The sequence below is a fragment of the Sphingomonas sp. ATCC 31555 genome, from assembly GCF_000282895.1.
Taxonomy (GTDB): domain Bacteria; phylum Pseudomonadota; class Alphaproteobacteria; order Sphingomonadales; family Sphingomonadaceae; genus Sphingomonas.
The window spans coordinates 41,220-59,011 of record NZ_ALBQ01000023.1 but is presented as its reverse complement, the minus strand read 5'-3'; the positions used below and the strand labels follow the sequence as shown (position 1 = coordinate 59,011).

The 17,792-nt window shown below is 65.4% G+C and carries 18 protein-coding genes and 1 tRNA gene; 8 read left to right on the top strand and 11 right to left on the bottom strand.

Going from position 1 to position 17,792, the window contains the following annotated elements:
* The first annotated feature begins 59 nt into the window (after window positions 1-59).
* A complete protein-coding gene (locus B215_RS0112430; protein WP_019369976.1) occupies window positions 60-2,072 on the top strand; it encodes an acetyl-CoA carboxylase biotin carboxylase subunit in 2,013 nt (670 codons plus the stop codon).
* Window positions 2,073-2,174: 102 nt separating this feature from the next.
* On the top strand, window positions 2,175-2,897 hold the full coding sequence (locus B215_RS0112425) for a hypothetical protein (protein ID WP_237718460.1): 723 nt from the start codon (window positions 2,175-2,177) through the stop codon (window positions 2,895-2,897).
* Window positions 2,898-2,902: 5 nt separating this feature from the next.
* Here the strand turns inward: B215_RS0112425 and B215_RS0112420 are convergent, their stop codons facing one another.
* Window positions 2,903-3,382 (bottom strand): RNA pyrophosphohydrolase, encoded by a 480-nt coding sequence (locus B215_RS0112420; RefSeq protein WP_019369974.1) that lies wholly within the window; start codon window positions 3,380-3,382, stop codon window positions 2,903-2,905.
* A 78-nt stretch (window positions 3,383-3,460) separates the two neighbouring features.
* Here B215_RS0112420 and B215_RS0112415 point away from each other — a divergent pair, with 78 nt between their 5' ends.
* The 4 genes from B215_RS0112415 to B215_RS0112400 are packed head-to-tail and all read left to right on the top strand — an operon-like array spanning window position 3,461 to window position 8,131.
* The gene (locus B215_RS0112415; protein WP_019369973.1) at window positions 3,461-4,399 is read left to right on the top strand and encodes a histone deacetylase family protein; all 939 of its coding nucleotides are present in this window, start codon (window positions 3,461-3,463) and stop codon (window positions 4,397-4,399) included.
* The gene (gene hemB, locus B215_RS0112410; RefSeq protein WP_019369972.1) at window positions 4,396-5,382 is read left to right on the top strand and encodes a porphobilinogen synthase; all 987 of its coding nucleotides are present in this window, start codon (window positions 4,396-4,398) and stop codon (window positions 5,380-5,382) included. Before B215_RS0112415 ends, hemB begins: the two co-directional genes overlap by 4 nt.
* A complete protein-coding gene (locus tag B215_RS0112405; protein WP_019369971.1) occupies window positions 5,379-5,903 on the top strand; it encodes a GNAT family N-acetyltransferase in 525 nt (174 codons plus the stop codon). Before hemB ends, B215_RS0112405 begins: the two co-directional genes overlap by 4 nt.
* 17 nt (window positions 5,904-5,920) lie before the next feature.
* Entirely contained in the window at window positions 5,921-8,131 is a 2,211-nt protein-coding gene (locus B215_RS0112400) for a fused MFS/spermidine synthase (RefSeq protein ID WP_019369970.1), read from the top strand.
* Here the strand turns inward: B215_RS0112400 and B215_RS0112395 are convergent.
* Window positions 8,128-8,625 (bottom strand): hypothetical protein, encoded by a 498-nt coding sequence (locus B215_RS0112395; protein WP_019369969.1) that lies wholly within the window; start codon window positions 8,623-8,625, stop codon window positions 8,128-8,130. The two genes, B215_RS0112400 and B215_RS0112395, sit on opposite strands and share 4 nt — an antisense overlap.
* Before the next feature lie 83 nt (window positions 8,626-8,708).
* On the opposite strand from B215_RS0112395, the gene B215_RS0112390 reads away from it, so the two are divergent.
* Window positions 8,709-8,785, top strand: a tRNA-Arg gene (locus B215_RS0112390).
* Window positions 8,786-8,835: 50 nt separating this feature from the next.
* On the opposite strand, the gene B215_RS0112385 is transcribed toward B215_RS0112390, so the two are convergent.
* Genes B215_RS0112385 through B215_RS0112365 form a run of 5 tightly spaced genes read right to left on the bottom strand, consistent with a single transcriptional unit; the run spans window position 8,836 to window position 13,512 of the window.
* The gene (locus B215_RS0112385) at window positions 8,836-9,048 is read right to left on the bottom strand and encodes a hypothetical protein (protein ID WP_019369968.1); all 213 of its coding nucleotides are present in this window, start codon (window positions 9,046-9,048) and stop codon (window positions 8,836-8,838) included.
* A 52-nt stretch (window positions 9,049-9,100) separates the two neighbouring features.
* Window positions 9,101-10,354 (bottom strand): N-succinylarginine dihydrolase, encoded by a 1,254-nt coding sequence (locus B215_RS0112380; RefSeq protein WP_037513695.1) that lies wholly within the window; start codon window positions 10,352-10,354, stop codon window positions 9,101-9,103.
* The gene (locus tag B215_RS0112375) at window positions 10,354-11,364 is read right to left on the bottom strand and encodes an arginine N-succinyltransferase (RefSeq protein WP_019369966.1); all 1,011 of its coding nucleotides are present in this window, start codon (window positions 11,362-11,364) and stop codon (window positions 10,354-10,356) included. Before B215_RS0112375 ends, B215_RS0112380 begins: the two co-directional genes overlap by 1 nt.
* Window positions 11,361-12,569, bottom strand: coding sequence for a hydrolase (locus tag B215_RS0112370; RefSeq protein WP_026009209.1), 1,209 nt, complete (start codon window positions 12,567-12,569; stop codon window positions 11,361-11,363). Before B215_RS0112370 ends, B215_RS0112375 begins: the two co-directional genes overlap by 4 nt.
* Window positions 12,570-12,624: 55 nt before the next feature.
* Complete coding sequence (locus tag B215_RS0112365; protein ID WP_019369964.1) at window positions 12,625-13,512, bottom strand: DUF481 domain-containing protein; 888 nt, start codon at window positions 13,510-13,512, stop codon at window positions 12,625-12,627.
* Window positions 13,513-13,677: 165 nt separating this feature from the next.
* Here B215_RS0112365 and B215_RS0112360 point away from each other — a divergent pair, with 165 nt between their 5' ends.
* Window positions 13,678-14,397, top strand: coding sequence for an SDR family NAD(P)-dependent oxidoreductase (locus B215_RS0112360; RefSeq protein ID WP_019369963.1), 720 nt, complete (start codon window positions 13,678-13,680; stop codon window positions 14,395-14,397).
* Here B215_RS0112360 and B215_RS0112355 read toward each other — a convergent pair.
* Genes B215_RS0112355 through folE form a run of 4 tightly spaced genes read right to left on the bottom strand, consistent with a single transcriptional unit; the run spans window position 14,391 to window position 17,707 of the window.
* Window positions 14,391-15,725 (bottom strand): ABC1 kinase family protein, encoded by a 1,335-nt coding sequence (locus tag B215_RS0112355; RefSeq protein WP_019369962.1) that lies wholly within the window; start codon window positions 15,723-15,725, stop codon window positions 14,391-14,393. The genes B215_RS0112360 and B215_RS0112355 overlap by 7 nt on opposite strands.
* Window positions 15,715-16,092, bottom strand: a complete 378-nt coding sequence (locus tag B215_RS0112350; RefSeq protein WP_026009208.1) for a thiol-disulfide oxidoreductase DCC family protein — start codon at window positions 16,090-16,092, stop codon at window positions 15,715-15,717. Before B215_RS0112350 ends, B215_RS0112355 begins: the two co-directional genes overlap by 11 nt.
* A gap of 40 nt (window positions 16,093-16,132) precedes the next feature.
* Window positions 16,133-17,080, bottom strand: coding sequence for an NAD(P)/FAD-dependent oxidoreductase (locus B215_RS0112345; RefSeq protein WP_019369960.1), 948 nt, complete (start codon window positions 17,078-17,080; stop codon window positions 16,133-16,135).
* Window positions 17,081-17,092: 12 nt separating this feature from the next.
* Window positions 17,093-17,707 (bottom strand): GTP cyclohydrolase I FolE, encoded by a 615-nt coding sequence (folE, locus tag B215_RS0112340; RefSeq protein ID WP_019369959.1) that lies wholly within the window; start codon window positions 17,705-17,707, stop codon window positions 17,093-17,095.
* Window positions 17,708-17,792: the final 85 nt, after the last annotated feature.

Here is a 17,792-nt window from a genome sequence, read left to right as displayed (position 1 = left end):
GGCTTGATCTTGTGGGTCGTCGTGATGGTGATCTATTTTCGCCAACAAAAGAGAGCCTGATGTTCAAAAAAATCCTCGTCGCCAACCGTGGCGAAATCGCGTGCCGGGTGATGCGGACGGCCAAGAAGATGGGCATCGCTACGGTCGCGGTCTATTCGGATGCGGATGCCCGCGCGCCGCATGTTCGGATGGCGGACGAGGCGGTGCGGCTCGGGCCGGCACCGGCGGCGGAGAGCTATCTCCGCGCGGACCTGATCCTGCTCGCCGCCAAGGAAACCGGCGCCGATGCGATCCACCCCGGCTATGGCTTCCTTTCCGAGCGCGAGAGCTTCGCCAAGGCCTGTGCGGAGGCGGGCATCGCCTTTGTCGGCCCGCCGCCGGGGGCGATCGCGGCGATGGGCGACAAGATCGAGTCGAAGAAGCTCGCCAAACAGGCCGGCGTGAACGTCGTTCCCGGCTTCGTCGGCGAGATCGAAGATACCGAGCATGCGGTGCGGATCGCCGGGGAGATCGGCTATCCGGTGATGATGAAGGCCTCGGCCGGCGGCGGCGGCAAGGGGATGCGGCTGGCCTATAGCGAGCAGGACGTCCGCGAGGGTTTCGAGGCGACCAAGCGCGAAGGGCTGGCCAGCTTCGGCGACGACCGCGTGTTCATCGAGAAATTCATCGAGAGCCCGCGCCATATCGAGATCCAGGTGCTGGGCGACCAGCATGGCAACATCGTCTATCTCAACGAGCGCGAATGCTCGATCCAGCGCCGCCACCAGAAAGTGGTGGAGGAAGCGCCGTCGCCCTTCGTCACCCCCGAGATGCGCAAGGCGATGGGCGAGCAGGCGGTCGCGCTGGCGCGGGCTGTGGGGTATTACAGCGCGGGTACTGTCGAGCTGATTGTCTCGGGCGCCGACAAAACGGGGCAGGGCTTCTACTTCCTGGAGATGAATACCCGCCTCCAGGTCGAGCATCCGGTGACCGAGGCGATCACCGGGCTCGATCTGGTCGAGCAGATGATCCGCGTCGCGGCTGGCGAAAAGCTCGCCTTCACGCAGGACGAGGTGAAGCTCGACGGCTGGGCGATCGAGAACCGCGTCTATGCCGAGGATCCCTATCGCGGCTTCCTGCCGAGCACCGGGCGTCTGGTGCGGTATCGGCCGCCGGCCGCAGAAAATGCGGGGCAGGGCTATGTCCGCGTCGACGACGGCGTGACCGAGGGCTCCGAAATCAGCATGTTCTACGATCCGATGATCGCCAAGCTGATCACTTGGGCGCCCACCCGCGACGAGGCAGCGGACCTGCAGGTGCAGGCGCTCGATCGTTTCCGGATCGACGGCATCAGCCACAATATCGATTTTCTGTCGGCGATCATGCAGCATCCCCGCTTCCGCTCGGGCGAACTCACCACGGGATTCATTGCCGAAGAGTATCCTGAGGGCTTCCACGGCGCCCCGGCCGACTTGGCGTTGGTACGGCGCCTCGCCGCCGTGGCCGTAGTGCTCGATCTCGTGCGGGCCTCTCGCCTGGCCAGCATCTCAGGCCAGTTAGGCGAGCCGCCTTCGCCGTCGCGCGCACGCTCGGTGCGTATCGGCGATCACCGCTTTGATGCTACCGTAGAGAATGCCGACGGCGCAGCGCGAGTGCATCTGGGTAGCGACGCGACGCCGTTGGAGATCTCTGGCACCTGGATCGCAGGCGATCCGCAGTTCGTGGCGCGAATCGACGGGAACGAGTTCGCTTCCGCCGTGGACCGTACCCGCACCGGGTGGAAACTCACGGCGCACGGGGCCGCGCATCGGGTAGAGGTGCTGCCGACGCATGTCGCGCCATATCGCGACCACATGATCGAGAAGGTACCGCCGGACATGAGCCGCTTCCTGCTGGCGCCAATGCCGGGCCTGCTGACGCGGCTGCACGTTCAGCCGGGCGATAGCGTCCAAGCCGGCCAGGCACTGGCCGTGGTGGAAGCGATGAAAATGGAAAACATCCTCCGTGCCGAACGTGCCGGGGTGGTGAAGGCGGCAAACTTCGCGCCTGGCGACAGCCTCGCCGTTGATTCGGCGATCCTGGAATTCGAATAAAATACTGAATCAAAAAGAAAAGGCGATCGTTGTCCCGGTTAGGAGCGGCAACTTCCAGCGCCTCACTTGCTCCGGCGGTGTATCTGGGCTTGTCGTTCGCCGATGATCTGCGCAACTTGGGGCGAATCCTCCAGTTGCGCAGGGCGATGGTGGGGGAAGTCGGAGGGGATTGATCCGGTGCAGGAAGAGGACGGATTTACGCGCTGGATCGAAGCTTGCGCTGCAGGCGAAATGCTGGGCATTGCCTCGGCGGCCCTATGGTGGGTCACCGTCGACCGATTCAATCCGGGCTTTGCGGGCGACTGGCTGCTGTTCGTCGGCAAGGCCGCGGGTGGACTGGCGTTCGGCCTCGTCCTCGGGAACTTGCAGAGCTGGGCGCTGAAGCGGCAGTTTCCCGCGCTCCACGCCCGGCAGTGGGTGGTCGCCACTACTTTCGTCTCCGTCGCTCTTTTCGCGATCGCCGCCTGGTACGCGGTGTTCTTGCCCGCCGATCAGCAAGGCCTGGTCCCGCCGGTCCATACCCCCTTCGAAACGGCTGTGACGTCTGCCATGTTCGGTCTTGCATTGGGTGCTCTGTTGGGCATCGCGCAGGCGCTGGTGCTGCGTCGGGCGGCGCGAAGTTCGTTCTGGTGGATACTCGCAAGCGCAATCGGCTGGGGTGCGGCGCTGCCGTGCATCTATCTTGCCGCGTCGGTGGGCAGTAGCGCGCCGGGATCGCTGGAGATCGCCGCGCGCGGTGTGGTCGGCGGCGTCGTCTCAGGCGTTGTGCTCGGAACCGTTACAGGCCTGTCCTTCGCTGTCATGCGCCTGCGCGCTCCTGCGTGAGCAGGTTAGCGAAGATGTGGCGCGAACAGCTCCAGGATCTCGGCATATAGCGCACGCTTGAAGGGGACGATCAGTTCCGGCAGCTCGGTCGGCTCCACCCAGCGCCACGCGCGGAATTCCGGTTCGGTCGTTTGAATGTTGATGTCGCTGTCTTCGCCCAGGAAGCGAAATAGGAACCAGCGCTGCCGCTGGCCACGCCATTTTCCCTTCCAGACCTTGCCAACTAGATCGTCCGGAAGATCGTAGCAAAGCTCGTCAGGCGACTGCGCGATCAGCTCTGCGTGACAGCGTGCGATGCCGGTTTCCTCGCTAAGTTCGCGGAAGGCGGCGTCGAGCGCATCTTCCCCCGGATCAATCCCGCCCTGCGGCATTTGCCAGGCCTCCACCACCGAATCCAGGCGCTGGCCCACGAACACCAGACCTTCACGATTGAGCAGCATCACGCCCGCGCAAGGGCGATAGGGAAGCGAAGCAGTATCGGTCATGTCCTTTCCCTATCGGGTGGCACGACATGACGAAAGGGTCGTCTTTCGCAGTCGTTGTCCGCACCCTAAATCTGCGGGGTGATCCCCGTCGTCCATCATCCCGACTATGTAGCGCCCGCACCCGCTGGGTCCGCCTATCTTTGGAACAAGAACGGCTTGGTACGCGATCTGCTCGCGGCGGAAGCGGGTCGCGTCATCTGGCACGAACCCGAGGTGATGCCGCAGCCCTGGCTCGAGGCGGTGCACGACCCCGACTATGTGGCGGAAGTGCGCGAGGCACGCGTGCCGGCGCACAAGATGCGACGGATCGGCTTCCCGGTAAGCATTGCTGTCGCGCGTCGGTCTGAACGCGTGCCAGGCGGGACGTTCCTCGCAGCGCAACTCGCCCAGCAGAACGGCTATGCTGCCAACACTGCGGGCGGCAGCCACCATGCCCTGGCGGATACGGGCGCCGGCTTCTGCGTGTTCAACGATCTGGCAATTGCCGCGGTACGATTGGCCGATGAGGGGCGCGCCCGCCGGGTGCTGATCGTCGATTGCGACGTGCATCAGGGCGACGGCACCGCCGCTTTGACTGCCGGTCGCCCGGATATCGCCACCTATTCGATCCACGCCGAAAAGAACTTCCCGGTCCGCAAAGCGCGTTCCACGATTGATGTCGGGCTGCCGGATGGCACGGAAGACGCGGCGTATCTGGAAGCGCTGGAGCGCACGTTGCTTCCCCTTCTTACCAGCTTCGATCCGGACATCGTGCTGTACCAAGCGGGCGTCGACCCCTTCGCCAACGATCGCCTCGGGCGCCTGGCGCTGAGCGGAGCTGGGCTGGTCGCCCGGGATCGCTGGGTGGCGGAGACGCTGCGCCGCAAGTCCATCCCTTTCGCCAGCACGCTGGGCGGTGGCTATGGCACGGACGCGATGGAGGTTGCGCGCCGACACGTCACCTCGATCCTCACGCTCGGCGAAACCGCGTTGGGCGCTTGCAACCCGATGGCGCAAAGCGCATCTGACCCGACATGAGCCAATATCCCGCGCTTCGCCTGCGCCGCACCCGAGCTACCGGCTGGAGCCGGCGACTTCATGCCGAAACGGTGATCACCCCCGCGGACCTGATCTGGCCGTTGTTTGTCACGCAGGGGACGGAAGAAGAGCCTATCGGCGCCTTGCCAGGCGTATCGCGCTGGGGCCTGAACGGGATCGTGGAGAGGGCGCGGGAGGCGCGGGAGCTGGGCATTTCCTGCCTGGCGTTGTTTCCGAATACCCCGTCAGCCCTCCGTACGGAGGACGGACGGGAGGCGTTGAACCCCGACAATCTGATGTGCTGCGCCATTCGCGCGATCAAGGATGCGGTGCCGGATATCGGCGTGCTCACTGACGTGGCGCTCGACCCCTATACCAGCCACGGCCATGACGGAATCGTCGATGCGGCGGGCTATGTCCTCAATGACGAGACATCGGCGGTCCTGACCGAGCAGGCGCTCGTCCAGGCAGCCGCCGGTGCGGACATCGTCGCCCCCAGCGATATGATGGACGGCCGCGTCGGCCAGATCCGCGATGTGCTGGAGGCGAATGGACATCGCAATGTGCAGATCATGGCCTACGCCGCCAAATATGCGAGTGGCTTCTACGGACCGTTCCGCGACGCGGTAGGCAGCCGCGGGCTGCTGAAGGGCGACAAGAAGACCTACCAGATGGATCCAGCCAATGCCGAGGAGGCTCTGCGCGAAGTGGCGCTGGATCTGGCCGAGGGAGCGGACAGCGTAATGGTGAAGCCCGGCCTGCCGTATCTGGACATCATCCTCCGCGTCAAGAACGCGTTCGAGGTACCCGTTTTCGCATATCAGGTATCCGGTGAATATGCGATGATCGAGGCGGCGGCGGCAGTGGGGGCTGGCGACCGCGACACGCTGGTCCTGGAAACGCTGATGGCCTTCAAGCGCGCGGGATGCTCGGGGGTTCTCACCTACCATGCCCCGCTGGCGGCCCGGCTGCTCGGCGCATGATCGAAACGGCGCGGCTCCGGCTGCGCGTACCGGACCCGCGCGATTTCGACGCGCTCCACGCCATGTGGAGCGATCCGCTGGTGATGCGCGATCTCGGCCCGGAAAAGACGCCTGCGCAAAGCCGCGCCGCGCTCGCCAGGCACCAGGGCTATCGCGATCGTTGCGGCCTGGGCTTCTGGGTGGCTGAGCGGCGGGACGATGGCTTGCTAGCCGGATTTTGCGGGCTCAAGCCCGGCGCGCCCGGCACGCCGATCGAAGGCGAGGTCGAGATCGGCTGGATGTTCGTCCGCAGCTGTTGGGGGCAGGGCTTTGCGCAGGAAGCGGCGCGCGCCGGCCTGACATGGGGATGGCAGAAGACGGACGCTGCCCGCATTGTCGCGATTACCGCCCAGTCCAATCTTGCCAGCCGCAAGCTGATGGCGCGGCTGGGGATGACCCAGTTCACCGAATTCGATCACCCCGGCTTCCCGACCGGCAGCACCTGGCGCGAAAGCGTCGGCTATCAGATCCGGCGCCCGTGAGCGGCGCTACCAGTGACATGCGCGGTCGGGCCAGCGGACGGCTGGTGCCGTTCGCATTCGTCGTCACGATCCTGACGAGTTCGTTCCTGCTGTTCCTGGTGCAGCCGCTGATCGCACGCATGGCACTGCCGCGGCTGGGCGGGGCGCCTGCGGTGTGGAACTCGGCGATGCTCGTTTATCAGGGCCTCCTGCTGGGCGGCTATGGCTATGCGCATCTGCTCCGCCGCCTGTCGCCGCGCACGCAGGCGGGCGTGCACCTGGCGCTACTGGTAGCGGCCATGGCCTGGCTCCCGATCGGGCTGGCGTCATTCACGCTTCCGGCCGATGCCGAGCCGGCCCTGTGGGTACCCTGGCTGCTGGTCGCCTCGATCGGACCGCTGTTCCTTGCTGTGTCGGCGCAGGCACCGCTGCTCCAGCGCTGGTTCAGTCTCTCCACCCATGGGCGAGACCCCTATGCCCTGTACGCCGCGTCCAACATCGGCAGCTTCGTCGGTTTGCTCGCCTATCCCTTGCTGGTCGAGCCGTTCCTGAGCGTGGGCGACCAGCGGCTGTTGTGGAGCGGCGGATATGGCGTACTGGTGCTGCTCGTCGGGCTGTGCGCTCTGCAACTGCCGCGCGGCGGCGGCGAATCCGCGGGAAGGCATGTCAGCCCGAAGCCCGCATTGGGCCTGTGCGCGCGATGGATCCTGCTCGCGCTCGTTCCATCCGGCCTGATGCTCGCGACCACGACCTTCCTTACCACCGACATCGTGGCGGTGCCCTTGCTGTGGGTGCTGCCGCTGGGCGTGTACCTTTTGAGCTTCACCGTTGCTTTCCGCGACTCTCCGCTGATCAAGGAACTCTCCGGCAAACTGATGCCGGTGCTGCTGCTGATGTTCGGGGCGACGCTGATCGCCGGCAATCACAACCTGGCGTATTTGAACGCGCTCATCGGCTTGCTCCTGCTGCTGGCCGTGTCGGTGGCCTGCCACGCACGCCTCTATGCTCTGCGGCCCGCACCGGATCGGCTGACGGGCTTTTACCTCGCCATGGCATTTGGCGGGATGCTGGGCGGCGTCTTCGCGGGGCTGCTCGCCCCGCTGCTGTTCGACTGGACCTATGAATATCCACTGCTGATTCTGGCGGCGGCTGCGCTGGTGCCGCAGCAGCCTTTGATCGGCCCGCTGGTGGACTTATGGCGCGGGCGGCACCAGCGATCATTCCTGCTCGCCTTCTCCCTGGCCGTGCTGCTGCTTGTGCTGTGGGGGCTGCGGCCCGGACCCTGGGGAACGCTGCAGGAGCAGACGGCCTTCGCACTGATCGCCGCGCTAGGCCTCGCGGCGGTGGGATCGCGGCGACCCTATCTGATCGCGCTGGCGGCAGGGCTGTTCCTTTTCGGTGGCTATAGCGCGATCGACACCACCCTTCGAGGCAATCGCACGCGCAGCTATTTCGGCGTTTACACCGTGGGCGATGCGCAGGATGCGCGCCGGCTGGCGCATGGCACGACGCTGCACGGCATCCAGCTGAAGGGGGCAGGCGCACTCCACCCCACGACCTATTACCAGCCCGGGTCCGGCGTCGGCGCTGCCTTGGAAGCGGCACCCCTGCTGTTCGGTGATCAGGCGCGGATCGGCGTGGTCGGCCTCGGCACCGGCACGCTCGCCTGTTATGCACGGCCCGGTCAGGACTGGCGTTTTTTCGAAATCGACCCGACGGTCGTCCGCATCGCGCGGGATTCGGGCTGGTTCTCCTTCCTGCGCGGCTGTACTCCGGATGCTCCGGTCATCATCGGGGACGCCCGGCTGCGGCTGGCGCAGAGTGTGCCGGCGAGCCTGGACCTCCTGGTACTCGACGCCTTCTCGTCCGATGCCGTTCCGATGCACCTGCTGACGCGCGAGGCCTTTGCCGGCTACGGGCGAGTGGTGGCGCGGAACGGGATATTGCTCGTTCATATTTCTAACCGCTTCCTGGTCCTTGCGCCGATCGTGGCGGCGTCGGCATCGGCCAGCGGCTGGCAGGGGCTGCGGATGGTCCATTCGCCCAGCGCGCTGGAACGCGAGGAGGAGGGTGCTATATCCGATTGGATCGCGCTCAGCCGCAATCCGGAGATGCTGGCAGCGCTGCGTGGGCGAAATCCCGAATGGCGGCCGCTGCCGGTGCCGGCAGATCGTACAGGCTGGAGTGACGATTATGCCTCGCTTGTGCGCGCAATGCGGATGTTCAATCGCGAGGAGGAGAGTGATTAGCCGCCGTTGATTGCGGCTTCCAATGCCTGCGCCTGCGCCTCCTGCGCCGCCACTCGTTCCCCAGCGCGTGCGATTGCCGCATTCAACGCCGGATAGGGCACCATCCCGGCTGCGCCCCGATCGATCGCGAGCTTGTCCAGATCCGCCAGCGCCACGCTCGCCCTGGCATGCAGGCTGTCGAGTGCGCTCAGCGCCGCCTGCGCATCAAGCCAGGCAGAGGATCCGGAAGCGGAACCCTTGGCGCGTGCAACCTTGGTCTCCGCATCCCGCGCGGCAGCGGCGAAGTCGCGATCCGCAGTCTCGATCGTGTTCACCAGCGCGGCGACCTGCGAATCGAGCTCCGCATCGGCACCGGCTACGGGCACCGGACGTTCGGGTTCGATGAAGCCGGCATTTTCCGACGTCCGCGGCAGCAGCGAGGGGTAGCGGGTGCCGGACTGTCCGCAGCCGGCAAGGAACACCGCGGATGCCGCGAGAAGGGAAAGCGATCGCATGGCCCTGCCATATGCCCGTGGAAAACTTGGCGCAACGGGGTTGCACTCCGTGCGGACCGTCGATAAAGGCACGCCTCCACCACGCGCCCGTAGCTCAGCTGGATAGAGCATCAGACTACGAATCTGAGGGTCGGACGTTCGAATCGTTCCGGGCGCGCCATTACCCCCGCCAGAGCATCGCTCGGCGGGGGTTTGTGTTTCTGGCGCCGATCAGGCGCTGTGCTCCAGGCTGTCGAGAATATGGCCGCCGGCCATCATCACGGCGAGTGCGCAGGCTCCGAACAGGAGCTTGCCCGCAGCGCCGGGATAAGCCGCCAAATAATGAGTTCCGCGCTCGACCGCGCCGTTCGCCAAGCCGAAGATGACGAGGAACGCCTCGAACTTCGATTTGATGATGAATAGGCGGCCTATACGGTGCAACATGCCCGGTGGGGTACCAAAGACGGCACGCAACCGGCAACGCCGCACGCGCGGATCAACTGTCCCTTAAATCGACAATTTCCAGCGCTTCCAGCAGCGCCCGTCGCGCCGCTTCGATTTGCGCAATCAGCGCAGGCTGGGCAAGCAAGGTGGGATCGATCGCCTCCGGCCAATAGCCCTCGACAATCGCTGCGATCCGATCGAGGCGAGCGGAATCGACCAGAAAGCGGGGGTCGATCGCCGCAGGATCGGCCACCACTCGTAGTCGCAGACAGGCCGGGCCGCCGCCATTGGCCATGGATTCGCGGACGTCGACCACCTCGATCTGGCGGATCGGGCCATTGCCGGCGACATGCGCCTGCAACCAGGTCCAGACGCTAGGCGTATCCCTTGCTTCGCTCGGCACGATCAGCGCCGTGGCGCCGCCGGGCAGCGACACCAGCTGGGCGTTGAACAGATAGGAGCGGATCGCATCTGCCAGGCTGACGGCGGCCTCCGGCACCTCAACGATTTCCACCTCCGGCAGGATGGTGCGGAGCCGCGTGTAGAAGCGATCCTTGTCGGCAAAGGCCCTTTCGTGCGCGAACAGCACCCGGCCATTTGCGACGGCAACCACATCGTTGTGAAAGGCTCCCGCCGCAATCGCTTCTTCCGACTGCTGTACGAACAGGGTGCGTTCGGGATCGAGAAGATGGCGTCGTGCGATTGCCGCGCTGGCATCGGGATGCTGCCGGGCAGGGAAGGGGCCGCCGGCGATCCCATAGACGAAGACCTCTACACCTGGCGCATCGTGCCGCGGGGCGAGCCGCATGTGATTGGCCGCCCCCTCGTCGCCGAAGGGCGGCGGCACGGGTGGGTGGACGGCGAAGACGGGCGCGGCGAAGGCGAGGCGAAGCTGGGCCAACGTCTCGGGCCATTCGTGGCTACGATGGGGCAGCGTGGCAAGGTTGGCGACCGTCAGATGGCAGCGCCCGTCCGCCGTGTCTGGCGCCGGCGAGACGGTGGCTGCATTGGCTGCCCACATCGGCGAGGCTGACAGCGCCTGTGCCTGGCTGTGCGGCGGCGCGTGCGAATAGGTGAGGCCGAGCTGGGCGAGCCAGCGATGGTCGGGACGGGCATGCGGCAGCAGGATTCCTTGTGGCAACCCTAGCGCCAGGTTTTTCCGCATCTTGGCGATGCCCTGCAGCGCGGCGGCACGGGGATGCGAGATCTGCCCGCGATTGCTGGTGGCGGCGAGGTTGCCCGGGCTGAGCCCCGCATAATTGTGACTGGGACCGACAATGCCGTCGAAGTTGATTTCGGTGATCATCAGCGCTCGATCCACAAGATGCTGTCGCCAGGCCCGACGGCGAGCGCGCCCGCGGCGGTAGCATCGATCGTCACCCCGCCCTCGACTTCGCGCACCTGCGCCAGCGCGGCGTGAAAGTCGGCCAGCCGACCCGTCGCTGCCAGCGCCGGTTCGCCATCGGAACCGAGCGCGACGATGGTAGCGCGGCGGGCGTCTCGGATGGTCCTCACCTGATCGGTGCGCGCCGTCATAGTGGGGCCGCCATCGAAGATGTCGACATAGTTCTCGAAAGCAAACCCCTCATTTTCAAGCATTCTCATCGCGGCACGACCCGAGGGGTGCGGCAGGCCGATCACCGATCGTGCGCTTTCCGGTAGCATCGCCGTGTAGACGGGGTGTTTGGGCATCAGGTCGGCGATGAACTGGTTGCCGTGCGTCGCGTTGAATTCGTCTGCCTGCTGGAAATTCATTCCGAAGAAGCGGCCGGCCACACCGTCCCAGAAGGGCGAACCGCCCGCCTCGTCGATCACGCCGCGCAACTCGGCGAGGATGCGATCGGCGAAACGCGCGCGGTGTTGGGCGATGAACAGGTAGCGGCTGCGGGCGAGTAGCAGCCCCAGCCCGCCGGCGCGCTCGCCAGGGTGCAGGAACAGCCCGCCCACTTCGGTGCAGCCCTCCAGATCGTTGACTAGGCTGAGGATTTCCGCGCGGAAGGTACGCTTCAGTTCCTGGCTGTGCTTGGTGACGGTGCCGATGCGATAGCTGTAGAACGGCCAATGCTGGCCCACGCGGGTGAAGATCTGGCAGGTGCCCCGCACCTCGCTTGTCTCGACATTCTCGAGAATGAGCACGAACAGATCGTCGGCATCGGTATCGTCGGCGCGCGCCAGTGCCGCATGGCTGCGTTCGAGCTTGGCGCGCAGGGCGGGCTTGTCAGGTGGTAAATTTGTGAAACCACCGCCAGTTAGCTTTGCCATTTCATACAAATGTTGAAGATCTTCATCGCGGGCGACGCGAATGCGAAAGGTCATGGATGGCCCCGTTCAACAAGACGCAGGATCGTGAGGGCGGACAGCGCGGCGCGCTCCGCCAGGCTTTCGGGGATCAGAAATTCGTCGCCCGAGTGGATCGCGCCGCCGCGCACTCCCATGGTATCCACCACCGGCACGCCGCAGGCGGCGATGTTGTTGCCATCGCAGACGCCGCCGGTGGTCTTCCACGCCACCGGGATCCCAAGATCGGCACCCGCCTGTCGGACCAAGGCAAACAGCCGGTCCGCGCCTGCATCGATCGGCTTCGGCGGCCGGTTGAAGCTGCCATGCAGTTGGATCGTAACACCGTGCGCAGCGGTGACGGCGGCGATCGCGTCGTCCAGCGCGGCGTGTGCGCGGGCGATCGCAGACGCGTCGCCGGGACGGAAATTGACGCGCAGGATTGCGAGATCAGGCACCACATTGTTCGGCCCGCCGCCGTCGATCCGGGCAGGATTGACCGCGAGACCGGGCCTACCCGCCTCCGAGAGGTGCAATGCGAGCGCCGCGGCGGCGACGATCGCGTTGCGGCCGTCCTCCGGATTGCGGCCTGCATGGGCGCTGCGCCCGCGCACGACGAGCGAGAAGTTACCCGTGCCGCCGCGCGCGCCGGCCAACGTGCCGTCGGGCAAAGCCGGCTCGTAAGTGAGAGCCGCGACTTTGCCACGCGCGGCTTCGGCGATCAGGCGTCGCGAAGAAAGCGAGCCGGTTTCCTCGTCCGAATTGATGACAACGGTGTAGCCCAGCCGGGCGGCGGGCGGGCTCCGCTCGATGCTTTCCAGGGCCGCGAGCAGCAGCGAGAGGCCACCCTTCATGTCGGCGGCGCCGGGAGCGTTGAGGGTGCCGTCGGCCTGCCAACGGCCGTGCTGGAAGGGGTGGTCGATGCCAAACACGGTATCCATGTGGCCGGTGAACAGCAGTTGCACCGGGGCCTCTGGACGCACGACCAGCTGAAGATGGTCGCCATGGTCAAGCGACTGCACGCTGCCGTCGGCGTTCACGGTGTCCACCGGGTCGGCTGGCAACAGCGCCAGCGCGCCGGGCAGCGCGGAAAAGGCATCCGCCAGCGCGGCGGCCATGGCCTTGAGCCCGGGAAGATTGCGGGTGCCGCTGTTAATGGCGGCCCATGCCTCGGTTCTGGCGAGCATCGGAGCTGCCTGCGCCCTCTCAATGGCCGCCCGTTCGGTTGCGGAAAGCTCATGCATGGCGTCGGTGGTAGCCCGGAAGCGGGGGGCTGAACACCCCCCCGGTATCCCGCAATCAGAAGTCGACGACGAGCGCCGCCCGACTTGTCGTGTCGGTACTCAGCCGCCCAAGCGGTGGTGCGCTTTCATATTGGACGGTGTAGCTGAACTGCGCGGAAAGTGGCCCGATCAGCCGCGCGAGCAGCGCCGATTTGGTAGAGACGGTGCTGTTGTCCTTTTCCAGATAGGCCGATGCCGTCTGGGTAACCGACATGCCGCGCGACAGCCGCCATGCGAAATCGAGTGACCCGCGCGCGGCGATGTTATTTTCCGTCGGCGCGCCGATGAACCGCGTGTAACGATAGGCGGGGCCGAGTTCGACATCGAGTTTGATCGCGGAAGTCTTCACCGCCGAATAGCCGGCGCCGCTCGAGATCGACACACGATCGCTGAAGCCGGAGAAGCGATCGCTTTCATACTGCGCCGCGCCGTACAGATAGGCGCGGCTGTCGAACTTCCAATTTGGCTCATAGGCGAAGACATAGCGTTCGCGCGTGGTGAAGCCCAAGCTTTCCTGGTAATCGGCTTGCGCGCGCACCTTGTGGCGCCATTCGATCCCTTCGCGCTTGACCTCGGCGACAGCGGTGACCCCGATATTTTGGGAATTGCCGGTGGTCACATAGCCGCCGAGTTCGACATGACCCTTGACGAGATCGAGGAACGTGGCCTCACGCAGCGCCTGCTGAGCGACTTCGCGGCGCTTGCCCCGCCATTCGTTGGCGATGCGGGCTACGAGCGGTGCGCTCGCCGGATCCGCCACGCGGGCATATTTGACGATCACCGAGACATCGGCTTCGTTGCCCGTGCTCATTGCCGCATCGAGCATCGCCTTGATTGCCGACGGGATCGTCGGATCATCAGCATTAGCGAGCAACAAGGGGACGGCAAACAACAAAGCGCGCATGACGTTTGTCCTAGACAGACATTTCGGGCGCAAAAAGGGCATTGCCTCCAGCTCGCATGCCAGACGGGATGAGTTGTGCCGGCGAATGGCTGCAAACGGCCGCCGGGACAGATTGCCTAAAATCGGTGTGAAGCCGAGAGGACAGGGCAGCTAGGGAGAAGCATCATGGGTCTGCGTGCGGCGGTGCTCGGAGCATCAGGCGGGATCGGCGCGGCGTTGGTGGCGCAGCTTGCCACCGATCCGGCAATCGAGCGCGTCTATGCTGGCAGCCGCCGGGGCGGTACCGCTGGAGGGCCTGTCCAGCCATTCCGGTTCGACCTGCGCGATGCGGGCAGTATCGCCGCGGCGGCGACGCAGATCGGCAAAGAAGGCGCGGTCGATCTGGTATTCGTCGCCACGGGCATGTTGCATCGGGCGGGCGGACCAGCGCCGGAGAAGAGTTTCCGCGCCATTGACGGAGCCGCGATGGCCGAGCTGTTCCAGGTGAACGCCATCGGACCGGCGGTCATAGCACGCCACTTTCTACCGCTGCTGGCGCGGGACCGACGCGCGGTGTTCGCCGCCCTGTCTGCGCGCGTGGGCTCGATCGCGGACAACCGATTGGGGGGCTGGCATAGCTACAGGGCGTCAAAGGCGGCGCTCAACATGCTGATCGCTAATTTCGCGATCGAACTCCGCCGCACCCATCCGCAAGCTATCGTCGCGGCGCTGCATCCCGGGACGGTTGACACCGGCCTGTCCGCCCCCTTTCAGCGCGGCGTGCCCGTCGCGCGGCTGTTTTCGCCCGAAACCAGCGCGCGGCATTTGCGGAAGGTGCTGGACGCGCTTCGTCCGGAAGATTCGGGCGGCCTGTTCGCCTGGGACGGCGAGCGTCTTCCTTATTGAAGATCGACCCGTTTCTGCACGAGCGCGCGCAGTTGAACTCGCGCCTTCAGACGTGCCGCGAGCAGCGCCATGCCACTGATCTTGCGCTGCACGAAAAGCGTTTCCGCCGGCGGAATGTGCCAGACGGCGCGGTCCTCGACCATCGTCATGCCTTCGCCTCGCACAGCCTGGAGAAAGTTCCGATCGGCGAAATCGAACGTCTCGGCGCGATCGGTCTGCTGGAGGATTAGCTCAATCATGCGATTGATCACCTGCGGATGGCGCTCCAACGCCGCCGGGCTGAAGAAGCCCAAGGCAAGTGCCGCGGTCCGCACGCCTGCGCTGTCGCTGTTCATTCCTGCTCTCAGGAGGTCTCGATAACCCTCAGCAAGGTTGAGTGAAACGGGTATCGCGGCGCCGAAATCCAGAAGTACCAGCCTCCCGCTTTCCGGCTGGTATCGATAATTGGCGAAATTCGGATCGGTCTGGATGAAGGCAAAGTCGAACAATTCCTGCAGAACCAGATCGATCAGTGCTTCCGTTACGCGGTCGCGCGCGTCCTGCGGCGCGTTTTCCAGCGTTTCGATCGGGCGCGCAGCGATATAGTCCATCGCCAGAACGTTGCCGGTGGAAAGCTCGGTAACTGGCCGAGGGACTAGGTAGCGATCGTCGCCCGACAGATGATCGGCATAGCGAGTCATCATCGCAGCCTCGCGCGCATAATCGGCCTCGTCATGGAGCTGGCGCTTGGCCTCGCCGAGCAGAGGGGCGATCTCGAGCCCCTTGGGCAGCAGTCCAGAGAGACGGAGGAGCGTTGCGACATTGTCGACGTCGGCGTCGATGCTCTGTCGGACGCCCGGATATTGCACCTTGATCGCCAACATCCGGCCATCCGGCAGCCGGGCGCGGTGCACCTGGCCGATTGAGGCAGCGGCAATCGGCTGGGCCTCGAAAAGCGCAAAGCGCCGCCGCCAATCGGCGCCCCATTCGCGGGCCAGCACCTGTTGCAGCTGGGCAGGCGGCATATGGTGCGCGCGATCGCGCAGACGAGCGAGGATTTGGGTGAGCTCGTCCGGCAGCACGTCTCCCGCGTCGAGCGAGATCATCTGGCCCAGCTTCATCGCTGCGCCGCGCAGCTGCGCCAGCTGCTCGGCGGCCCGGGCGGCGTTGCCGGGGGTGAGCACGAGGTCGCGTAGATGCGGGCGTTGGCCAGATGCGAGGCGCTTGGCGCCTTCCGTCAGCACATTGCCGGCGACACTGCCGGCAAGCCGCCCCATCACGCTCAGCCGCGAAAGCCTGCCCTTGGGGACGGCACGTGCGCGGCCCTCGCTCGATCGATCATCGGCCATGTCGCTCCCTTTCCCGCAGCAGGCGCTGCAACCTTGGCCGAACGCGCAGAAAGGCGCGATAGAACCGTTCGAGCAGCCAGGTCATGCCGGGGGCTTGCGCAGCGAGGCCCAGCGGCCGAAACAGCGGGATTGCCCGCCACATCGCAGCGAAGGCGGCCGCTCCATGGAAGAAGCGTCCGTGCGCGTCGCTGACATGGAAGCGGGCGAGCAGATCGCCGCGATTGATCGGGCAGGCGACGGACTCGTCACCGACGTCCACGAAGCAGAGGCGGCCACGCCGGTCCAGCCGACGCATTGCCGCGATCTCGCGCACACAAAGCGGGCATCCGCCATCGTACCAGACCGTGAGCAGCTCCGCTTCCGACACCGAGCCGGTACTCCTTCGCTACCGCGCGTTTCGGCCGAGGTCAGGCAGCGGCTGCGGCAGCGCCGATCAACGCTCCGAGCCGATGGCCCGACAGCCAGGCAAATTCAACGCGCGGACCCTGCAACCAATCTCCGCACGCGCCCAGCCGCAGCTGTTCGTTCCACAAAGCGCCCATATCGGCACCCGGCGTCATCGCGAAGCGCCAGCGATGGCTGGCGATATAGCGAACCGCAGGTGCGGGCCGCTCGGCCCGGGAGAGCAGGGCGTCGAGCAAGGCAGTACCCACTGCTTCGGCGGAATCCTCCAAGTGCTGGGCAGACCAGGATCCATGTGCTTGCACGACCCAGGTCTCTCCACCATCGCGCCCCGGTTTCGCCCCGTCCCTGGCTGCCCAACCGATAATGCCCTGTTGGCGGATGCAATCGGCAGCAAGGGGGAGACGCCCCTCGAAGGCGATCATCGTCGTCCAGCAGGGCTGGGAGCGCGCCGCCATTGCATAGCCCGCCATCTGCAGATCATGCGCTCCCAGAAAGGCGGCCGCCTGCTCGGCGGGTAGAGCGACGATCGCCGCATCATAGGGGCCGTGTTCACCTTCTTGCAGGCGAAGACGCCATCCTTGTGCGCTCCGCGTCAGTGCCATGGCGTGATGTCCGAAATGAACCGCGTGCGCCGCAGCCATGTGACGCACCGGCGCGTTCATGGCCGGCGTCCCGACCCACGCATCTTCTCCGGCGGCGCGCCAGGGGCTGGCGACGCCGCTCGCCTGCCAGGCATTTACCTGGCGTCGGAACCGTTCATCGCGCACGGTGAAGTACTGGGCGCCATGATCGAACTGAAGCTTCTCTGCCCCCAACTCCACCCGACGGGTGGACATGCGCCCGCCCGGACCACGCCCTTTGTCGAACAGTGTTACCTGATGGCCCGCCGCGTGCAAAGAGTCGGCGGCTGCGAGTCCCGCAATTCCGGCGCCAAGGATAACGATGTTCATCGCGGCAGCCGCTCAATAACCCATGAGGGAGAACAGCTCGGCACGGCTGCTCTTGTCTTCCAGAAAGCATCCGAGCAGGCGGCTTGTGACCATGCCGACGCCGGGCGTCTTCACGCCGCGGCCGGTCATGCAGCCATGTTGCGCCTCGATCACCACCGCCACGCCGCTCGGCTGGAGATGGTCCCAGATCGCCTGCGCCACTTCGGCCGTCAGGCGTTCCTGGATCTGCAACCTGCGGGCATAGCCGTGCAGAACCCGTGCGAGCTTGGAAATCCCGACGACTCTGTTCGTGGGAAGATAGGCGATCGATGCCTTGCCGGTGATCGGCGCAAGATGATGTTCGCAATGCGAATGAAACGGGATGTCCTTCAGTAGCACGATTTCGTCATAGCCCGCCACCTCTTCGAAGGTGCGGGCAAGGTGCATACCCGGATCTTCTTCATATCCCTGGCAATATTCCTGCCACGCCTTCGCATAGCGTAAGGGCGTATCGCGCAAGCCTTCGCGATCAGGGTCTTCACCCACCCAGCGCAGGAGCGTTCGAACCGCTTCCTGCACTTCGTCCGGCACCAATTCGGCGCTTTGATCCAGGTCGACCCCTTCTATATCATTGCAGAAGAAGTTCATTGGGCCTACCTTTCGTTACACCGGCAATGATCTGGGGAGCCGGCATCAAGCATCCTCCTGATGAGGAACCGGGCAGAAACCCGGA

Coding starts and splice junctions, on each gene's coding strand:
- B215_RS0112430 (WP_019369976.1), top strand. CDS start 60: ATGTTCAAAAAAATCCTCGTCGCCAACCGTGGCGAAATCGCGTGCCGG.
- B215_RS0112425 (WP_237718460.1), top strand. CDS start 2,175: ATGATCTGCGCAACTTGGGGCGAATCCTCCAGTTGCGCAGGGCGATGG.
- B215_RS0112420 (WP_019369974.1), bottom strand. CDS start 3,382: ATGACCGATACTGCTTCGCTTCCCTATCGCCCTTGCGCGGGCGTGATG.
- hemB (WP_019369972.1), top strand. CDS start 4,396: ATGAGCCAATATCCCGCGCTTCGCCTGCGCCGCACCCGAGCTACCGGC.
- B215_RS0112405 (WP_019369971.1), top strand. CDS start 5,379: ATGATCGAAACGGCGCGGCTCCGGCTGCGCGTACCGGACCCGCGCGAT.
- B215_RS0112400 (WP_019369970.1), top strand. CDS start 5,921: ATGCGCGGTCGGGCCAGCGGACGGCTGGTGCCGTTCGCATTCGTCGTC.
- B215_RS0112395 (WP_019369969.1), bottom strand. CDS start 8,625: ATGCGATCGCTTTCCCTTCTCGCGGCATCCGCGGTGTTCCTTGCCGGC.
- B215_RS0112385 (WP_019369968.1), bottom strand. CDS start 9,048: ATGTTGCACCGTATAGGCCGCCTATTCATCATCAAATCGAAGTTCGAG.
- B215_RS0112380 (WP_037513695.1), bottom strand. CDS start 10,354: ATGATCACCGAAATCAACTTCGACGGCATTGTCGGTCCCAGTCACAAT.
- B215_RS0112375 (WP_019369966.1), bottom strand. CDS start 11,364: ATGACCTTTCGCATTCGCGTCGCCCGCGATGAAGATCTTCAACATTTG.
- B215_RS0112370 (WP_026009209.1), bottom strand. CDS start 12,569: ATGCATGAGCTTTCCGCAACCGAACGGGCGGCCATTGAGAGGGCGCAG.
- B215_RS0112365 (WP_019369964.1), bottom strand. CDS start 13,512: ATGCGCGCTTTGTTGTTTGCCGTCCCCTTGTTGCTCGCTAATGCTGAT.
- B215_RS0112360 (WP_019369963.1), top strand. CDS start 13,678: ATGGGTCTGCGTGCGGCGGTGCTCGGAGCATCAGGCGGGATCGGCGCG.
- B215_RS0112355 (WP_019369962.1), bottom strand. CDS start 15,725: ATGGCCGATGATCGATCGAGCGAGGGCCGCGCACGTGCCGTCCCCAAG.
- B215_RS0112345 (WP_019369960.1), bottom strand. CDS start 17,080: ATGAACATCGTTATCCTTGGCGCCGGAATTGCGGGACTCGCAGCCGCC.
- folE (WP_019369959.1), bottom strand. CDS start 17,707: ATGAACTTCTTCTGCAATGATATAGAAGGGGTCGACCTGGATCAAAGC.